Origin of the sequence: Micropruina sp., assembly GCF_047607385.1 — a bacterium.
GTDB lineage: Bacteria > Actinomycetota > Actinomycetes > Propionibacteriales > Propionibacteriaceae > Micropruina.
The window spans coordinates 1-14,748 of sequence record NZ_JASGDE010000217.1 but is presented as its reverse complement, the minus strand read 5'-3'; the positions used below and the strand labels follow the sequence as shown (position 1 = coordinate 14,748).

The window sequence follows — 14,748 nt, the reverse complement described above, 5'->3', positions numbered from 1 at the left end:
CATGACGATCGTCGAGCGCTACTGGGACGACGCCCGCGAGGGTGACCAGGGCCGCAGCCCGACCTACCCGGTGACCAGGGAGCGCATCCTGGCCTACGCCGACCTGACCGGTGATCACACCCCGGTGCACGTCGACGAGGAGTACGCGGCGGCCAGCCATTTCGGCGGCATCGTCGCCCACGGACTGTTCGGGCTGGCCATCGCCGACGGCCTGAAAACCCAGTCCGACTACCGGTTTCTGTCCGGCATGTCACTGGGCTGGACGTGGGACTTCCGGCTGCCGATCCGGGTCGACGACGTATTGCACGTGACCTTCCGGGTGGGCACCATGCGGGCCAGCCGGAGCCGTCCCGGCTGGGGCATCGTGGTGCTGCCGACCGAACTGATCAACCAGCACGGCGAGGTGGTGCAGCATGGCGAGCACCGCCTGATGGTGCCCCGCCGTCCGGGCTCGGAGGCGCGCTGATGCAGGATCGACCGCTGGACGGCGTCCGGGTCGTCGACTACAGCCACTTCCTGGCCGGCCCCTACGTCGGACGCTGCCTGGCCGCGCTCGGCGCCGACGTGATCAAAGTGGAACGCCCTGGCACCGGCGACGCCGGACGGCAGCACGCCACCGTCCTCGACGAGCGGCAGAGCGGCTACTTCCTGCAACTCAACATGGGCAAGCGCGGCCTCAGCGTCGACGTCAAGGACCCCCGCGGCCGCGACCTGCTGCACCGGCTGTGCGACTCCGCCGACGTCTTCGTGGAGAACTACCGACCGGGAGCCCTCGACCGCGCCGGCCTCGGCTACGCCGAGTTGTCGGCCCGCAACCCCGGCCTGGTCTACTGCTCCATCTCCGCCTACGGCCACACCGGGCCGGACGCCCACCGTCCCGGCTTCGGGCTGATCGCCGAAGCCAAGAGCGGCATCATGGCGATGGTCGGGACGCCCGGCGAACCACCGCCGCTGCTGCGGATCTCGCTCGGTGACATGTACACCGGCAGCCACGCGGTGGCGGCAATCACCGCCGCGCTGCTCGGCCGGGTGCGCAGCGGACGCGGCCAGCACATCGACCTGGCGCTGTACGACACGCTGTTCTCGATGCACGAGTACGCGGTGCAGAACTGGACCATCGGCGGCGTGCTGCCCGAGCAGACCGGGCACGACATGCCGGCCTCCACGCTGTACGGAGTGTTCCGGGCCGCAGACGGTGACCTGGTCATCGCCGCCCAACAAGACGACAGCTGGCGCCGCTTCGCCGACCTGCTGGAAGCCACCGGCGGACCTACCGGTTTCGGCACCGACACCCGGTTCCACACCTTGTCGGGCCGCAATACCCACCGCGAGGAGATCCTCTCCGGAGTGCGCTACTGGGTGGCCGCCCGAGGGGTCGCCGAGGTGCTCGCCCTGCTGGACGCCGCCGACGTCCCGTGTGCGAAGGTGCAGCGGATCGACGAGGTGCTGAACGATCCGCAGATCCAGGCCCGCGGCATGGTGATCGAGCAGGAACATCCGCGCTACGGCACGCTGCGGCTGCCGAACCTGCCGTTCCGGTTCTCCGACTGTGACACCACGATCACCGAGGTGGCGCCCGACCTCGGTCAGCACAACGCCGAGATCGCCGCCGAACTGGGCTTCAGCGCGTCCGAGATCGCGGTGCTGCAGGCCGACGGCGTCCTGTTCGCCGCGACCTGAACCCGGCCAGCCATCCAGCCAGCCACGTTTCCTTGGTTCAGCGTCTTTCACCTGGTTTGAACCGTGGAAAGGACGCCAAAGCAGGGCAACGTGAGCCGAACCGCATCGCCCAAGACCAACCCGAAAATTCTTGAACTAACCAGATGGTTCACAAACGGCGGATTTCTATGCATACTGATCCCCACGACACCGCGATTCACCCGGGAGAGGCACTGATGGCATCGACGACGAGCCAACCGAAACCCCTTCGGCCCGAGCAAGAGCAAGAGCTCGACGACCTGCTGGCCAAGGCCCGCGCAGCACAGAAGATCATCGAGACCTACGACCAAGCGAAGGTCGACCGGCTCTGCCAGGCGGTCGCCTGGGCGGTGGCCAACAAGGTCACCTTCACCCGGCTGGTGCACGAGGGCATCGAGGAATCCGGCCTGGGCGACCCGGTCAGCCGGATGGGCAAGCGGATGAAGATCCGCGGCGTGCTGCGCGACGCGCTGCGCCAGCCCAGCGTCGGCATCATCGAGACCGACGAGGCGAAGGGCCTGGTCAAGTACGGCAAGCCGGTCGGCCTGATCGGCTGCATCGTGCCGACCACGAACCCCGACCTGACTCCGGCCGGCAACGCGATCTACTCGATCAAGGCGCGCAACGTGGTGATCTTCTCCCCGCATCCGCGGTCGAAGAAGACCACCTTCGAGACCGTCCGGCTGATGCGCGAGGCGCTGGAGCGCGAGGGCGCGCCGGCCGACATCCTGCAGTGCATCACCCAGCCCAGCGTGGCCATGTCGCAGGCGCTGATGGCGGCGTCCGACCTGGTCATCGCGACCGGCGGGCAGCCGATGGTGCGCGCCGCCTACAGCTCCGGCACCCCGGCCTACGGGGTCGGCGCCGGCAACTCGACGATGATCATCGACGAGACCGCCGATGTCGAGATCGCCGCCCGCAACACCCGGATCTCGAAGACCTCCGACTTCGGCTCCGGCTGCTCCGCCGACGGCAACCTGATCATCCACGAGTCGATCTGGGACGCCATGATCGCGGCGCTGCAGGCCGAGGGCGGCTACCTGGCCGAGGGTGAGCAGCGCGCGGCGCTGGCCAAGGTCATGTGGGACGACGAGGCGCACCGGCTGCCCGACACGGTCGCCATCGCCCCTGCCCAGCTGGCCCAGGCCGCCGGCTTCGAGGTTCCCGAGGGCACCACCTTCCTGTTCGTAAAAGGCGACGGCATCGGCGACGACTACCCGTTCTCGCGCGAGAAGCTGACCACCCTGCTCACCGTGCACCGCTACGAGGGCGAGTTCGAGAACGCCCTGGACGCCATGCGCGCGGTCTACGAGGTGGGCGGCAAGGGCCACTCCTGCGGCATCTACTCCCACGACGACGACCACATCCACCGCCTCGGCCTGGCCGCCCCGGTGAGCCGGATCATGGTCCGGCAGCCGCAGTCGAAGGCCAACGCGGGCGCGTTCAACAACGGCATGCCGATGACCTCCTCGATGGGCTGCGGCACCTGGGGCGGCAACATCACCAGCGAGAACGTGCACCTCAAGCACTACCTGAACACCACCTGGGTGGCCCGTCCGATCCCCGAGGACAAGCCCAGCGACGAGGAGCTGTTCGGCGACTTCTACGACCCGGCACTCGAGCCCGCGGACGCCTGAGGCCCGCCGATGACCCAGTCCCCCGAGGAGTTGGTGGAGGCCGCCCAGAACTGGTGGTCGACCGACATCATCGACATCCACCCCGGCAAGATCGGCGTCCGGGGCTACCCGATCGAGCAGCTGATCGGCCGGATCAGCTTCCCGCAGATGATCTGGCTGATGCTGCGCGGCGACCTGCCCAGCGCCGAACAGGCGTCCCTGCTGGAAGCCGCGCTGGTGGCCTCCGTCGATCACGGCCCGCACGCCCCGTCGATCGCGATCAGCCGGATGTCGGTCACCTGCGGGCTGCCGCTGAACGGGGCGATGGCGTCCGCGATCAACGTGCTGGACGACGTCCACGGCGGCGCCGGGCAGCAGTGCATGGAGCTCTACCGGGACATCGACGCCGAGTTGACCGAACAGGGCCACGGCCCGGACGCCCCGCTCGCCGACGCGGACGCGGTCGCGGCGGCCAGCACCGTCTGGGCACGCTGGAACGAGCGCGGCATCAAGTACGCGCCCGGCTTCGGGCATCGCTTCCACCCGCTCGATCCGCGGGCGCCGCGGCTGCTCGGCCTGGTCGACGACCTCGCCGCCACGGGCGCGGTGAGCGGCCGGTTCGCCACCATCGGACGCGCCGTCGAAGAGGCCATCTCGGCCGGACGCAGCCGCCGGGTCCCGATGAACATCGACGGCGCCACCGCGGTGATCTACTCCGAGCTCGGCTTCGCCCCCGAACTGGGCCGGGGCATCTTCATCCTGTCCCGCTCGGTCGGCATCCTCGCCCACGCCTGGGAGCAGACCAACCAGGGCGGCCGGATCAAGGGCCCGATGACGCCGAAGATCCCCTACCGCTACACCGGCGAGCCGCGCCGCGACCTGCCCGGCGCCACCCCGTCCGACACTAACGAATCCGCCTGAGCACCGAATCCAGGAGTCACCGATGACCACCGACCTGATCTCGCACCAGCTCGTCCGCTACCTCGAGTACCGCGGCGTCAAGCACATCTTCGGGCTGTGCGGGCACACCAACATCGCGGTGCTGGCGGCGCTCTCCACCTCCGAGCAGATCGAATTCGTCAACACCCGGCACGAGCAGCTGGCCGCGCACGCCGCCGACGGCTACGCCCGGGCCACCAAGCGCGCCTCCGTGGTGCTCTCCCACCTCGGCCCGGGCCTGACCAACGCCGCAACCGGGGTGGCCAACGCCGCGCTGGACTCGATCCCGATGGTGGTCATCGCCGGCGACGTCCCCTCGCACTACTACGGCAAGCACCCGCACCAGGAGGTCAACCTGCACGCCGACGGCGCGCAGGTCGAGATCTACCGGCCGTTCGTGAAGCGGGCCTGGCGGGTGGAGTCGCCGCACCTGTTCGCCGAGATCATCGACAAGGCGTTCACCCTGGCCGAGAGCGGACGCCCCGGCCCGGTGCTGGTCAGCGTGCCGATGGACATCTTCTCCGCCGAGGTGGACGTGGCCACCTTCGACAAGGCGATGGCCGGCACCACCGAACTGGTCAAGCCGGCCCTCGACCCGGCCACCGCGGAACGGATCGTGGCCAACCTGCTGGCCGCCGAGCGTCCGCTGCTGCACGTCGGCGGCGGCATCGTGCTGGCCGACGCCGCCGCCGAGCTCGCCGAACTGGTCGATCACCTGCAGCTGCCGGTCAGCCACAGCCTGATGGGCAAGGGCGCGGTCGCCGACGACAACCCCTGCGTGCTCGGCATGACCGGCTTTTGGGGCACCGAATTCGTCAACGCCTCCACCCGGGACGCCGACTGGATCCTGGCCCTGGGGGTCACCTTCGCCGAGGCCGACAGCTCGTCGTGGGAGGAGCAGTACACCTTCCGCATCCCGCAGACCAAGCTGATGCAGATCGACATCGACCCCTCCGAGCTGGGCCGCAACTACCCGCTGGAGATCGGCGCGATCGCCGACCTGAAGCCGGCCATCGCCGCGCTGGTCGAGGCCGCCAAGCGGCTGGCCCCGGACGGCGTCCGACGGCCCGAGCTGCTGGCCGAGATCAAGCGGCAGCGCGACGAGTTCCGGGCCCGCAACGCCGCGGCGGTGACCAGCGACGCCTGGCCGATGCGTCCGGAGCGGATCCTCGCCGAGGTCCGCGAGGTGCTGCCGGCGGACGCCATCATCACCACCGACGTGGGCTGGAACAAGAACGGGATGGCCCAGCAGATGGACATCCTCACCCCCGGTTCGGTGTTCACCCCGGGCGGCTTCGCCACCATGGGCTTCGGCGCCCCCGCGGCGCTGGGCGCCAAGATCGCCTGCCCCGATCGGGTGGTGGTCTCGCTGGTCGGCGACGGCGGCTTCGGCACCAACCCGAGCCTGCTCTACACCGCCCGCGAGAAGGGCATCGCCGCCGTCTGGGTGGTGATGAACAACAACGCCTTCGGCACCATCGCCGGGTTGGAGAAGGCGCACTTCGACACCACCTTCGGCACCGTCTTCGAGAACGCCGACGGCCCGGTGGTGACCGACTTCGGCGCCATCGCCCGGGCCTACGGTGTGGAGGGCGTCACGCTGACCAGCGCGGAGGAGTTCAAGCCGGCGCTGGCCAAGGCGATCGCGGGCGACCGGCCGGTGGTGATCGACGTGTCGATGATCAACGTGCCGACCCCGACGTCCGGGCACTGGAACATCATGGACATCTACTCCCCCGGCGCCGGCATCCACCACGCGGCCACCTCGTAGGCCCCGATCATGACCGCCACCACCGTCGAGCCGCAGGCGCAGCAGTACTCGCTGGGACACCTGACGATCATCGACACGCCGACCCCGGACCTGGTCCGGATCGCCTCCCGCACCGGCTACGACTTCGTCAGCCCGCGGTTGATCTGCGACGGGCTGCCCGGCCTGGATCATTCGCTGGCCCGCAACCCGGCCCTGCTGCGGGCGACCAAGCAGGCGCTGGCCCAGACCGGCCTGCCGGTGCACGACATCGAACTTGCCCGGATCGCCGACGATGTCGATCCGGGCAGCTATGAGCCGGAGCTCGCCGTCGGCGCCGAGATCGGCGCGCGGCATCTGCTCTCCAGCATCTGGAGCGCCGACCGCGGCTACGCGGTGGACGCCTTCGGACGGCTCTGCCGGCTGGCCGCCCAGTACGGCATGACGGTGAACCTGGAGTGGCTGGCGCTGGCCACCGTCACCACCATGGCGGACGCCGTGGACGTGATCCGCCAGGTGGACGAGCCGAACGCCCGGCTGATGATCGACCTGCACCACTTCCACCGTTCGCGGGAGAAGGTCGCCGACCTGGCGGCGCTGCCCCGGGGCTGGTTCGAGTTCGCCCAGATCTGCGACGCTCCGGCCGAGATCCCCACCGACCACGACGAAATGGCCAGGATCATCCGGGCGGGCCGCAGCTACCTCGGCGAGGGCGGCACCCACCCGGCCGACGTGCTGGCGGCGCTGCCGCCGATGGTCTACTCGGTGGAATTGCCCAACGCCGACCAGGTCGCCGCGCTGGGCGCCGAAGGGCACGCCCAGCGCTGCCTGGACACCGCCCGCGACTACGTCGCCCGCGCGGGCGCCACCGAACGAGAGGCCGCACGATGACCCGAACCGGCGCGATCGGAACGCTCCCGGACCAGTCGCTGCACTCCCGGTGGCACGACGGACGCCGCCCCTACGTCCATCGGCTGTTCCTGCTCGGCGAGGGCATCGGGGCATCCCGCACCCCCGGGCTGCACGAATACGAGGGCCACCAGCAGGGCCTGTGGCTGTCCTACCGGATCCTGGACAGCCTGGACTGGGGAATCACCGCCGACGATCTGCCGGCGGTGCTGGACTGGGCGCGCGCGTCCGGCTTCTCCGGATTCAACGTCACCCACCCGTTCAAACAGGCGATCATTCCCTGCCTGGACGAGCTCTCCGACCGGGCCGGCGCGCTGGGCGCGGTGAACACCGTGGTGCTCCGCGACGGTCGGGCGATCGGTCACAACACCGACTGGTGCGGGTACCAGAAGCCGTTCCGGGACGCCCTGCCGGACGCCTGCCAGGGCACCGTCGTCCAGCTCGGTGCCGGCGGCGCCGGGGCGGCGGTCGCCTACGCGACCCTGGACCTGGGCACCCCCCTGCTGATCATCCACGACATCAACGCCGAGCGCGCCCGGCTGCTGGTGGAGCGGATGAGCGGAATCTTCGGCCCCGATCGGGTCCAGGTCGGCGTCGACCTGGCCCGCTCGCTGGCCGGAGCCGAGGGGGTGGTCAACGCGACTCCGGTCGGGATGGCCACCCACCCCGGCTGTGCGATCGACACCGACCTGCTGCGACCGCAACTGTGGGTCTCCGAGATCGTCTACTTCCCCCTCAACACCGAATTGCTGGTCCGCGCCCGTGCCGTCGGGTGCCGGACCGTCGATGGCGCCGGAATGGCGGCTGAACAGGCCGTCCAGGCGTTCGAGCTGTTCACGGGAGTCACACCCGACGCCCCGCGAATGCACGCTCGGGTCCGGGCAATGGTTGCCTGACCCCACTCGCCGGTGGGGCCGTCCACACCTGGGACGTTCACCGGGTCTACGCATCGGCGTCGATGCGTTCACCGGCCCTCGCGGCCCCTGATCGAGAGGTTCTCATGTCTGATACGAACACCCACGAGAAACAAACCGGAAAGGCGACAGCCAGCGGCTGGATCGGCAGCGCCCTGGAGTACTACGACTTCTTCATCTACGCCCAGGCCGCCGCCCTGATCTTCCCGACCATCATGTTCGACAACACCGATCCCGCGATGGGCATCATCGGTGCGCTCGGCACCTTCGTGGTCGGCTACGTCGCCCGTCCGATCGGCGCCTTCGTGCTGGGCGCCTGGGGCGACAAGCACGGCCGGAAGAACGTGCTGGTGCTGTGCATGCTGCTGATGGGCATCTCCACCATGCTGGTGGCGGTACTGCCCACCTACCAGCAGGTCGGCATCTGGGCACCGGCCATGCTGATGGCGCTGCGCCTGGTGCAGGGCTTCGCGGTCGCCGGCGAGATCTCCGGCGCCAGCTCGATGATCCTGGAACACGCCCCGTTCGGACGCCGCGGCTACTTCGGCAGCTTCACCCTGCAGGGCACCCAGTTCGGCCAGATCCTGGCCGCCGCGGTCTTCCTGCCGCTGGCCTACCTGCTCACCGAGGAGGCCTTCCACAGCTGGGGCTGGCGGATCCCGTTCGCGCTCAGCGCCGGCGTGGTGGTGGCCGGCTACCTGATCCGCCGCAAGGTCCACGAGACCCCGGCCTTCGAGGAGGAGCAGGAGGAGGGCAAGGTCGCCGAGTCCCCGATCCGCCAGGCGTTCCGGGAGAGCCCGGGCACCATGGGCCGGGTGTTCTGCATGGCGCTGACCAACATCATCGCCGTCACCACCTCGATCTTCGGCGCCACCTACGCCACCAACAAGGCCTACGGCATCGGCTTCCATGCCGACGTCTACCTGTGGATCCCGCTGCTCGGCAACGTGGTGGCCTGCCTGGTCATCCCGATCGTGGGCAACCTGTCCGACAAGATCGGACGCCGCCCGATGATGATCTGGGCGCCGACCCTGTGCGGCCTGATGTCCTACGGCTACCTGTGGGCGATCAGCCAGGCCAACGTGTCGCTCGCGATCGTCTTCTCGCTGGTCATGTGGGGCGCGGTGTACCAGGGCTACAACGCGGTGTTCCCGGCCTACTACCCGGAGCTGTTCCCGACCAGCACCCGGGTCACCGGGATGGCGATCGCGCAGAACATGGGCACCGTGGCGTCCTCGGCGATGAGCATCGTGTTCCCGATGGTCGCCCCGCCCGGATCCACCAACGTGGTGCTGGTGGTCGGCTCGCTCACCCTGCTGCTGTGCCTGATGGCGTCCATCGCGGCCTGGAAGTCCCCGGAGACCTACCGGTTCCGCTCCGAGGACCTCGGCGTTCCCGGTGCTCAGCCGGTTCCCGAGGCCGAGTACCACCGGCTGCGCAACCAGGCCATCGCCAACGCGAAGGCCGCCAAGGCCGCCGCCTGACCGTCAGGTCCGACGTCCGTACCCTGGGTGGGCAGCCATGCCGGCTGCCCACCCGGTGAGGAGTTTCCGTGAAATCGAGCACCCGTCCCGCCTCCGGCCTCGCCATGTCGGTGCTGCTGCTGGTCGCCGGCTGGTACATGAGCACCCGCGGGGCGGGCGCGGCAGAACTGTTCGGCTGGTTCTTCCTGGTCGTCGGCGTCCTCGCCTGCGCCATCAACCTGATGCTGCTGATCCGCAGCCGCTCCTCCGGGGGATCCCCGCGGCCGTGAGCCGACACCGGCCGGCAACCGCCAGGCCGTAACATGCCAGGCATGCCGTCGGACACCGCAGCGCAGCCCAGCGACCCAGCCCCCGGCTCGGCGCTGCCGGAGCGATCCGAGAAGCGGCCGAAGCGGCGCGACGCGGCCCGAGCCAGGGCCGAGCTGCTGGACGTGGCCACCGCCGAGTTCGCCCGGGTCGGCTACTACGGCGCCCGGGTCGACGAGATCGCCGCCCAGAGCTCCACCACCAAGCGGATGATCTACTACTACTTCGGCGACAAGGACGGCCTGTTCACCGCCGTCTTGGAACGCTCCTACGCCGACATCCGGGCCGCCGAACGAGCCCTCGACCTCTCCGCCCTGCCGCCGCTGGACGCCGTCGCGGCCCTGGTCGAGCACACCCTGCGCTGGCACGCCGAGCACCCCGAACTGGCCCGGCTGGTGTCCGCCGAGAACTCCCTGGACGCCACCCACCTGCGGTCCTCGACCCGGCAGGCCGGCGCCAACCTGCCGATCCTGGAGCTGATCGAGGACATCCTGCGCCGCGGCCGGGCGGACGGCAGCATCGTCCGCGACGTGGCCGCCCTCGACCTGCATCTGCAGATGAGCGCGGTGGCGCTGTTCCGGGTCACCAACGCGCCGACCATCGAAGCCACCTTCGGCGAGCGGATGACCACGCCGGAGAGCCTGGACCGCGCCATCGCCACGATGACCTCGATGATCCGCACCTGGCTGGCCACGCCCGCGGCGTCCGAATGAGGCGTCGTGGGACGGCGCGGCAGAAGGCGTAGAGTAGGGCGCTGGCAAAACGGCAAGCAGGAGGTTCCTTGACCCAGCCAGCCTCGGCACTCGACCGCGAACTCGCCATCGAGCAGGCCCACGTGGACCTCGTCTACGCGCAGCTCGCGAAAGCCGCCGCCGCCGCCCGCCGGACGGCCGATGCCAGCCAAGCGATCTACACCTCCGACCGCGGCACCTGGATGCGCGAAGAGGACGGCACCGCGATGTTCGAGCGGGACGCCTTCGCCTTCCAAGCCGCGAAGCGACTGGCCGTGCTGGACGCCGAGCACGAGGGCCTGGTCTTCGGCCGGCTCGACCTCTCCGACGGCGACATCCGCTACATCGGCCGGATCGGCGTCCGCGACGAGGAGTACGAGCCGCTGGTGATCGACTGGCGGGCCCGGGCCGCCGAGCCGTTCTACCGGGCCACCCCGTCCAACCCGATGGACGTCACCCGGCGCCGAGTGCTGCGCTGCCGCAACGACAAGGTGATCGGCATCGAGGACGACCTGCTGGACGCCGCCGAGGCCGGCGACCTGGTGATTATCGGCGAGGGCGCCCTGATGGCGTCCCTGCAGCGGGCCCGGGGCCGGCACATGCGCGACATCGTCGCCACCATCCAGGCCGAGCAGGACGAGGCGATCCGGGCCGACGCCAACGGCGTCACGGTGATCTCCGGCGGCCCCGGCACCGGCAAGACCGTGGTGGCGCTGCACCGGGCCGCCTACCTGCTGTACTCCAACCGGCGCCGCTTCGAGCGCGGCGGCATCCTGGTGGTCGGCCCGTCCGCGCTGTTCATGAGCTACATCGAACGGGTGCTGCCCTCGCTCGGCGAGGATTCGGTGACGCTGCGTTCGACCGGGGCGGTGGCCTCCGACGTGCTCGGCTTCTCCGCCGACCGCACCGACGACGCCGCGGCGGCCACCATCAAGGGCTCGCTGCGGATGGCGCCGCTGCTGAAGCGGCTGGTCGACCTGCCGCTGGTCGACCCCGGGCCGGACGGCGCCCGGCTGCTGCTCACCGTGAAGGGCGAGCCGGTCGGCCTGGACACCGCCGCCCTCGACCGGCTGCGCAACGAGGTGCTGGCCCGGCACAAGGTGAACCGGGCCCGGGAGGCGGCGGAGAAGGCACTGCTGGCCCGGCTGGTGGCGCAAGTGCCGGACGAGCTGGACCTCGACCGGGACACCATCGAGGACCTGATCACCGCCAGCGCGCAGTGGCGGATGTTCATCAACGCCTGGTGGCCCACGCTCAGCCCGACCGAGGTGCTGCGCCGGCTGGGCGACCCGGCGGTCACCCGCACCGTCGCGGTCGGGCTGCTGAACGCCGACGAGCAGCGCATCCTCACCGCGTCGTTCCACGCCGAGACCTGGTCGGTGGCCGACATCGCCCTGCTGGACGAGCTGGCCGCGCTGCTCGGGCCGGTCCCCGCCGAACCGGACGCCGAGGAGCCGGTGTTCATCGAGGGCGGCGAGGTGGCCGAACTGGTCACCACCGCCGACCTGCTGTCCCGGCAGGTCGTCGAGGACCCGGACGAGGACGCCCACACCGAATACGCCCACCTGCTGGTCGACGAGGCCCAGGACATCACCCCGATGCAGTGGCGGATGCTGCGCCGCCGGGGCGCCCACGCGTCCTGGACGATCGTCGGCGACCCGGCGCAGAGCAGCTGGCCGGATCAGGCCGAAGCCGATCGGGCGCTGGCCGAGCTGATCGGGCACGCGCCGAACCGTTCCTACCGGCTCAGCGTCAACTACCGCTCCCCCGCCGAGGTGTTCGCACTGGCCGCCGAGGTGGTGCGGCGCGCCTTCCCGACCGCCGACCTGCCCGAGGCGGTGCGGCACACCGGCGTGCAGCCGGAACTACTGGCGGTCGCGGCGCGGGAGCTGCTGCCGACCGTCACCGACCGGGCGTTGCGGTTGCTGGGCGAGCTCCCCGGCACCGTCGGCGTCATCGCCCCGCCGTCGCGGCACGCCGAGGTGGAGCGGGCGTTGGCTGCGCTGGGCGAGCCCCGGCTGGTGGTGGTGACCCCGCTGCAGGCCAAGGGCCTGGAATACGACGGGGTGATCGTGGTCGCCCCCGACGACATCGTCGCCGAGTCGCCGGGCGGCGTCCGGGTGCTCTACGTGGCGCTCACCCGTCCGACGCAACGGCTGGTGTGCGTCGATCCAGACCCAGCCGGCGGAGATTGGCGAGGATCGCTGACGTTGCCCGCGACCGATTGAGGGTGAAGAACTGCAGGCCGGGCGCCCCGCCGCGCAACAGGTCGGCGCTCAGCTCGGTGGCGATCTCGACGCCCACCTGACGCACCGCGGCCGGATCGGCGCCGACCGCCTGCAGCCGGCTGGTCACCCGTTCGGGCAGATCCGCGCCGGAGAGCGCCGCGAACCGGTTGATCTGGGCCAGGTTGGTGACCGGCTGGATGCCGGCCACGATCGGCAGCGTGCAGCCGATCGCCCGAGCCCGGTCGACCAGCCAGAAGTACGCGTCGGCCTCGAAGAACAGCTGGGTGACGGCGAAACTGGCCCCGGCCTCCTGCTTGGCCAGCAGCAGCCGGGCGTCCAGGTCGGGGTCGCGGTTCTCCGGGTGGGCGTCGGGGAAGGCGGCGACACCGATGCCGAAATCGAAATTATCGGCGATCAGGGCGACCAGCTCGGTGGCGTTGGCCAGGCCCTGCGGATGCCGCACCCACGGCACGGTGGGGCCGCCCGGCATGTCGCCGCGGATCGCCAGGATGTGCCGCACCCCGGCGTCCGCGTACGAGCCGAGGGTCTCCAGCAGCTGGTCCACCGACTGGCTGGCGCAGGTCAGGTGCCCGACGGTCTGCGCCTCGGTCTGGGTCTTGATGAACTTCGTCGCGCTGATCGTCCGGTCCCGGGTGGCTCCGGAGGCGCCGTAGGTGACCGACAGCCAGTCCGGGCCGACGTGGTCGAGGTCCATGATGGTCTGCCGCAGCACGTCCATGCCGGCCTCGTCGGCGGGCGGGAAGAACTCGAAACTGAACGTCGGACGTCCAGGGTCGGCGAGCAGCTCGGCGATGGCCGGCTGGCGCTCCGGTTCGGCATGGTTCACGGACACGAGGACCAACCCTAGGTGAGCACTGTCGCGCCTCGACCCGTAGGCTCAGGGGATGGGCATCTTCGCTGCTGACGACCCGATCGGCGCACCGTTCCGGGACGCCGTCGGAGGCACTCTGCGGGACTTCATCGCCGCGCAGTCCGGCCGGCTGTCCGGCCTCGGCGGGCACACCGCGATGCTCAGCGAGCTGGCCGCCGCGTTCACCGCCGGCGGCAAGCGGCTGCGTCCGGCGTTCTGCTGGTGGGGGCATCAGGCGGTGGCCGAGAGCACCGAGCCCGGCCCGCTGCTCCGGGCGGCCGCCAGCCTCGACCTGCTGCACGTCTCCGCGTTGGTCCACGACGACGTGATGGACGCCTCCGACGTCCGCCGCGGGCTGCCGGCGGCGCACCGGCAGTTCGAACGCTGGCATGCCGAGCACGGGCTGACCGGCTCCCCCGAGGCGTTCGGACGGGCCGGCGCCATCCTGCTCGGCGACCTGCTGCTGGTCTGGTCGATGGAGCTGTTCACCTCGTCCGGACTGCCCGCCGAAGCCCTGGGCCGGGGCATCCCGCTGCTGGACGCGGTGCGCACCGAGGTGACCGGCGGCCAGTTCCTGGACGTGGTGGCGCAGGCCGAACCGATCGGCACCGCCGACCTGATGGACGTGGTGCCCCGGGTGGTGGAGTTCAAGACCTCCCGCTACACGGTGATCCGGCCGCTGCAGATCGGTGCCGCGCTGGCCGGCGGCTCCGCCGAGGCGCTGGCCGCGCTGGCCGGCTACGGCTCGCCGCTGGGCCGGGCCTTCCAGTTCCGCGACGACGTGCTCGGCGTCTTCGGCGAACCCGAGGTGACCGGCAAGCCGGCCGGAGACGACCTGCGCGAGGGCAAGCGGACGGTGCTGGTAGCGCACGCCCTGCAGTTGGCGTCCGAGACCGCCAAGGAACGGCTCGCCGGGCTGCTCGGCAGCCCCGACCTGGACGCCGACGAGGTCGCCACCGCCCGGGAGATCATCGTCGCCTCCGGCGCCCTGGCCGCCACCGAACGCCGCATCGCCGACGACCTGGAGCAGGCCCTGGCCGCGCTGGACGGCGCCCCGCTGCGCGACGAGGCGGTCGCCGCGCTGCACCGGCTGGCCGAGCTCTCGGTCGCCCGGACGGCCTGACCCGCCCAACGCTCGCCTAACTATTTCGGGCTCGCCGAATTCGGCGAGCCCGAAATAGTTAGGGAAGCGCTGATCAATGCTGTTCCGAGCGAGGACGTGCCCGGCGGGACGAGCTGCGGCCCCCAGATCTTGTGGGCGTACTGGACGTACGGCGCAAGATTTGGGGGCCGCAGATCGCCCGC

General features: G+C 70.6%; 13 protein-coding genes. 12 read left to right on the top strand and 1 reads right to left on the bottom strand.

Going from position 1 to position 14,748, the window contains the following annotated elements; genetic code table 11:
• The first annotated feature begins 1 nt into the window (after window position 1).
• The 11 genes from QM582_RS18695 (at window position 2) to QM582_RS18645 (ending at window position 12,572) form a co-directional block, all read left to right on the top strand.
• Complete coding sequence (locus tag QM582_RS18695) at window positions 2-466, top strand: MaoC family dehydratase (RefSeq protein ID WP_415086977.1); 465 nt, start codon at window positions 2-4, stop codon at window positions 464-466.
• Complete coding sequence (locus QM582_RS18690; protein WP_415086975.1) at window positions 466-1,680, top strand: CaiB/BaiF CoA transferase family protein; 1,215 nt, start codon at window positions 466-468, stop codon at window positions 1,678-1,680. Before QM582_RS18695 ends, QM582_RS18690 begins: the two co-directional genes overlap by 1 nt.
• Window positions 1,681-1,895: 215 nt before the next feature.
• Window positions 1,896-3,335: an aldehyde dehydrogenase family protein gene (locus QM582_RS18685; RefSeq protein WP_415086973.1), complete on the top strand. Its 1,440-nt coding sequence runs from the start codon at window positions 1,896-1,898 to the stop codon at window positions 3,333-3,335.
• 9 nt (window positions 3,336-3,344) lie between these two features.
• Window positions 3,345-4,235 carry a citryl-CoA lyase gene (locus tag QM582_RS18680; RefSeq protein ID WP_415086972.1) on the top strand — a complete coding sequence of 297 codons (891 nt, stop codon included), beginning with the start codon at window positions 3,345-3,347 and terminating at the stop codon, window positions 4,233-4,235.
• 22 nt (window positions 4,236-4,257) lie between these two features.
• Window positions 4,258-6,024, top strand: coding sequence for a thiamine pyrophosphate-binding protein (locus QM582_RS18675; RefSeq protein ID WP_415086970.1), 1,767 nt, complete (start codon window positions 4,258-4,260; stop codon window positions 6,022-6,024).
• 9 nt (window positions 6,025-6,033) lie between these two features.
• Complete coding sequence (locus QM582_RS18670) at window positions 6,034-6,891, top strand: sugar phosphate isomerase/epimerase family protein (RefSeq protein ID WP_415086968.1); 858 nt, start codon at window positions 6,034-6,036, stop codon at window positions 6,889-6,891.
• Entirely contained in the window at window positions 6,888-7,805 is a 918-nt protein-coding gene (locus QM582_RS18665; RefSeq protein WP_415086966.1) for a shikimate dehydrogenase, read from the top strand. Before QM582_RS18670 ends, QM582_RS18665 begins: the two co-directional genes overlap by 4 nt.
• A gap of 104 nt (window positions 7,806-7,909) precedes the next feature.
• Window positions 7,910-9,307, top strand: a complete 1,398-nt coding sequence (locus tag QM582_RS18660) for an MFS transporter (protein ID WP_415086964.1) — start codon at window positions 7,910-7,912, stop codon at window positions 9,305-9,307.
• A 68-nt stretch (window positions 9,308-9,375) separates the two neighbouring features.
• Complete coding sequence (locus QM582_RS18655; protein WP_415086962.1) at window positions 9,376-9,576, top strand: hypothetical protein; 201 nt, start codon at window positions 9,376-9,378, stop codon at window positions 9,574-9,576.
• 42 nt (window positions 9,577-9,618) lie between these two features.
• Complete coding sequence (locus QM582_RS18650; RefSeq protein ID WP_415086960.1) at window positions 9,619-10,326, top strand: TetR/AcrR family transcriptional regulator; 708 nt, start codon at window positions 9,619-9,621, stop codon at window positions 10,324-10,326.
• Between the two features lie 68 nt (window positions 10,327-10,394).
• Entirely contained in the window at window positions 10,395-12,572 is a 2,178-nt protein-coding gene (locus QM582_RS18645; RefSeq protein ID WP_415086958.1) for a HelD family protein, read from the top strand.
• Here QM582_RS18645 and QM582_RS18640 read toward each other — a convergent pair.
• Window positions 12,481-13,425 carry a methylenetetrahydrofolate reductase gene (locus QM582_RS18640; protein ID WP_415086957.1) on the bottom strand — a complete coding sequence of 315 codons (945 nt, stop codon included), beginning with the start codon at window positions 13,423-13,425 and terminating at the stop codon, window positions 12,481-12,483. The genes QM582_RS18645 and QM582_RS18640 overlap by 92 nt on opposite strands.
• Before the next feature lie 52 nt (window positions 13,426-13,477).
• On the opposite strand from QM582_RS18640, the gene QM582_RS18635 reads away from it, so the two are divergent.
• Window positions 13,478-14,566 (top strand): polyprenyl synthetase family protein, encoded by a 1,089-nt coding sequence (locus QM582_RS18635; RefSeq protein ID WP_415086956.1) that lies wholly within the window; start codon window positions 13,478-13,480, stop codon window positions 14,564-14,566.
• The last annotated feature ends 182 nt before the right edge of the window (window positions 14,567-14,748 follow it).

Excerpts from the sequence above, each read along its gene's own strand:
- QM582_RS18695 (WP_415086977.1), top strand. The coding sequence starts at position 2 with ATGACGATCGTCGAGCGCTACTGGGACGACGCCCGCGAGGGTGACCAG.
- QM582_RS18690 (WP_415086975.1), top strand. The coding sequence starts at position 466 with ATGCAGGATCGACCGCTGGACGGCGTCCGGGTCGTCGACTACAGCCAC.
- QM582_RS18685 (WP_415086973.1), top strand. The coding sequence starts at position 1,896 with ATGGCATCGACGACGAGCCAACCGAAACCCCTTCGGCCCGAGCAAGAG.
- QM582_RS18680 (WP_415086972.1), top strand. The coding sequence starts at position 3,345 with ATGACCCAGTCCCCCGAGGAGTTGGTGGAGGCCGCCCAGAACTGGTGG.
- QM582_RS18675 (WP_415086970.1), top strand. The coding sequence starts at position 4,258 with ATGACCACCGACCTGATCTCGCACCAGCTCGTCCGCTACCTCGAGTAC.
- QM582_RS18670 (WP_415086968.1), top strand. The coding sequence starts at position 6,034 with ATGACCGCCACCACCGTCGAGCCGCAGGCGCAGCAGTACTCGCTGGGA.
- QM582_RS18665 (WP_415086966.1), top strand. The coding sequence starts at position 6,888 with ATGACCCGAACCGGCGCGATCGGAACGCTCCCGGACCAGTCGCTGCAC.
- QM582_RS18660 (WP_415086964.1), top strand. The coding sequence starts at position 7,910 with ATGTCTGATACGAACACCCACGAGAAACAAACCGGAAAGGCGACAGCC.
- QM582_RS18650 (WP_415086960.1), top strand. The coding sequence starts at position 9,619 with ATGCCGTCGGACACCGCAGCGCAGCCCAGCGACCCAGCCCCCGGCTCG.
- QM582_RS18635 (WP_415086956.1), top strand. The coding sequence starts at position 13,478 with ATGGGCATCTTCGCTGCTGACGACCCGATCGGCGCACCGTTCCGGGAC.